2 rRNA genes are annotated in these 2,855 nt (G+C 50.5%); both read right to left on the bottom strand.

Annotated features, from left to right (window positions below):
- Positions 1 to 36 precede the first annotated feature (36 nt).
- A 5S ribosomal RNA gene (gene rrf / locus RCH10_RS27400) occupies positions 37 to 149 on the bottom strand.
- A 120-nt stretch (positions 150 to 269) separates the two neighbouring features.
- Positions 270 to 2,855, bottom strand: a 23S ribosomal RNA gene (locus RCH10_RS27395); the annotation flags it as partial.

The raw sequence follows: 2,855 nt of genomic DNA, 5'->3' as shown, positions 1-2,855 counted from the left end.
CCCAACCTTTCGGTTGGGCTTTTTTAGGCTGTAAGAGCCTGACAATGACCTACTTTCACACGGGAACCCGCACTATCATCGGCGCTGACGCGTTTCACTTTCCTGTTCGGGATGGGAAGGAGTGGTACCACGTCGCTATGGTCATCAGGCATAACTGGTTGCCGTCTTGACGAATCAAGACAACGAATTCATAGAGTTTGGAATCAGCTTGAGCTTATTTTGAATGCGTCAACTTGGCATAACACCCTGATCGATTAGATCAAAGTTATAGGGTCAAGCCGCACGAGCAATTAGTATCAGTTAGCTTAACGCATTACTGCGCTTCCACACCTGACCTATCAACGTCCTGGTCTTGAACGACTCTTTAGGGGGCTCAAGGCCCCGGCAGATCTCATCTTGAAACGAGTTTCCCGCTTAGATGCTTTCAGCGGTTATCTCTTCCACACTTAGCTACTCGGCAATGCCACTGGCGTGACAACCGATACACCAGAGGTGTGTCCACTCCGGTCCTCTCGTACTAGGAGCAGGCTTCCTCAAATCTGCAGCGCCCACGGAAGATAGGGACCAAACTGTCTCACGACGTTTTAAACCCAGCTCACGTACCTCTTTAAATGGCGAACAGCCATACCCTTGGGACCGGCTACAGCCCCAGGATGAGATGAGCCGACATCGAGGTGCCAAACACCGCCGTCGATATGAACTCTTGGGCGGTATCAGCCTGTTATCCCCAGAGTACCTTTTATCCGTTGAGCGATGGCCCTTCCATACAGAACCACCGGATCACTATGTCCTGCTTTCGCATCTGCTCGACTTGTCAGTCTCGCAGTTAAGCACGCTTATGCCATTGCACTATCGTCACGATGTCCGACCGTAACTAGCGTACCTTCGAACTCCTCCGTTACGCTTTGGGAGGAGACCGCCCCAGTCAAACTGCCTACCATGCACTGTCCCCGATCCAGATAATGGACCTAGGTTAGAACCTCAAACACACCAGGGTGGTATTTCAACGTTGGCTCCACAAGATCTAGCGACCCTGCTTCAAAGCCTCCCACCTATCCTACACAGATCTGTTCAAAGTCCAATACAAAGCTACAGTAAAGGTTCATGGGGTCTTTCCGTCTTTCCGCGGGGAGATTGCATCATCACAAACATTTCAACTTCGCTGAGTCTCAGGAGGAGACAGTGTGGCCATCGTTACGCCATTCGTGCAGGTCGGAACTTACCCGACAAGGAATTTCGCTACCTTAGGACCGTTATAGTTACGGCCGCCGTTTACTGGGACTTCAATCAAGAGCTTGCACCCCATCATTTAATCTTCCAGCACCGGGCAGGCGTCACACCCTATACGTCCACTTTCGTGTTTGCAGAGTGCTGTGTTTTTAATAAACAGTCGCAGCCACCGATTTTTTGCAACCCATTCATGCTTCGTTGTTCACTACACACTAATAGGGCACACCTTCTTCCGAAGTTACGGTGTCAATTTGCCGAGTTCCTTCTCCTGAGTTCTCTCAAGCGCCTTAGAATACTCATCTCGCGCACCAGTGTCGGTTTGCGGTACGGTCGTTGTTAGCTGAAGCTTAGTGGCTTTTCCTGGAACCTCGTTCAGTTACTTCACGGGCAAGCCCGCTCGATCAATGGCCTCGGTATATGTGCACCGGATTTGCCTAATGCACGCCTACATCCATCTAAACCGACATATCCAACAGTCGGATAACCTATTAAGATCCGTCCCCACATCGCACTAACAATCGGTACAGGAATATTGACCTGTTTCCCATCAGCTACGCATCTCTGCCTCGCCTTAGGGGCCGACTCACTCTACGCCGATGAACGTTGCGTAGAAAACCTTGCGCTTACGGCGAGGGGGCTTTTCACCCCCTTTAACGCTACTCATGTCAGCATTCGCACTTCTGATACCTCCAGCGTGCTTTACAACACACCTTCACAGGCTTACAGAACGCTCTCCTACCACTTGCAATAAATTGCAAATCCGCAGCTTCGGTAACTGGCTTAGCCCCGTTACATCTTCCGCGCAGGACGACTCGATCAGTGAGCTATTACGCTTTCTTTAAATGATGGCTGCTTCTAAGCCAACATCCTGACTGTTTTAGCCTTCCCACTTCGTTTCCCACTTAGCCAATTTTAGGGACCTTAGCTGGCGGTCTGGGTTGTTTCCCTCTTGAGTCCGGACGTTAGCACCCGGTGCTCTGTCTCCCAAGCTGTACTCGTCGGTATTCGGAGTTTGCCTTGGTTTGGTAAATCGCCATGATCCCCTAGCCAAAACAGTGCTCTACCCCCGACGGTAATACTTGAGGCACTACCTAAATAGTTTTCGGAGAGAACCAGCTATTTCCAAGTTTGTTTAGCCTTTCACCCCTATCCACAGCTCATCCGCTAGTTTTGCAACACTAGTCGGTTCGGACCTCCAGTACCTGTTACGGCACCTTCATCCTGGCCATGGATAGATCACTTGGTTTCGGGTCTACACCCAGCGACTGATCGCCCTATTCGGACTCGATTTCTCTACGGCTTCCCTATTCGGTTAACCTTGCCACTGAATGTAAGTCGCTGACCCATTATACAAAAGGTACGCAGTCACCCCTTGCGAGGCTCCTACTTTTTGTAAGCACGCGGTTTCAGGATCTATTTCACTCCCCTCCCGGGGTTCTTTTCGCCTTTCCCTCACGGTACTAGTTCACTATCGGTCAATGATGAGTATTTAGCCTTGGAGGATGGTCCCCCCATGTTCAGACAGGATTTCTCGTGTCCCGCCCTACTTGTCGTTAACTTAGTACCACACAGGTCATTTCACGTACGGGGCTATCACCCGCTATGGCCAGTCTTTCCAAACTGTT

Origin of the sequence: Variovorax sp. GrIS 2.14, from assembly GCF_046115955.1 — a bacterium.
GTDB lineage: Bacteria > Pseudomonadota > Gammaproteobacteria > Burkholderiales > Burkholderiaceae_C > Variovorax.
The sequence above is the reverse complement of the archived record's forward strand: the minus strand, read 5'-3'. Positions and strand labels throughout refer to the sequence as shown.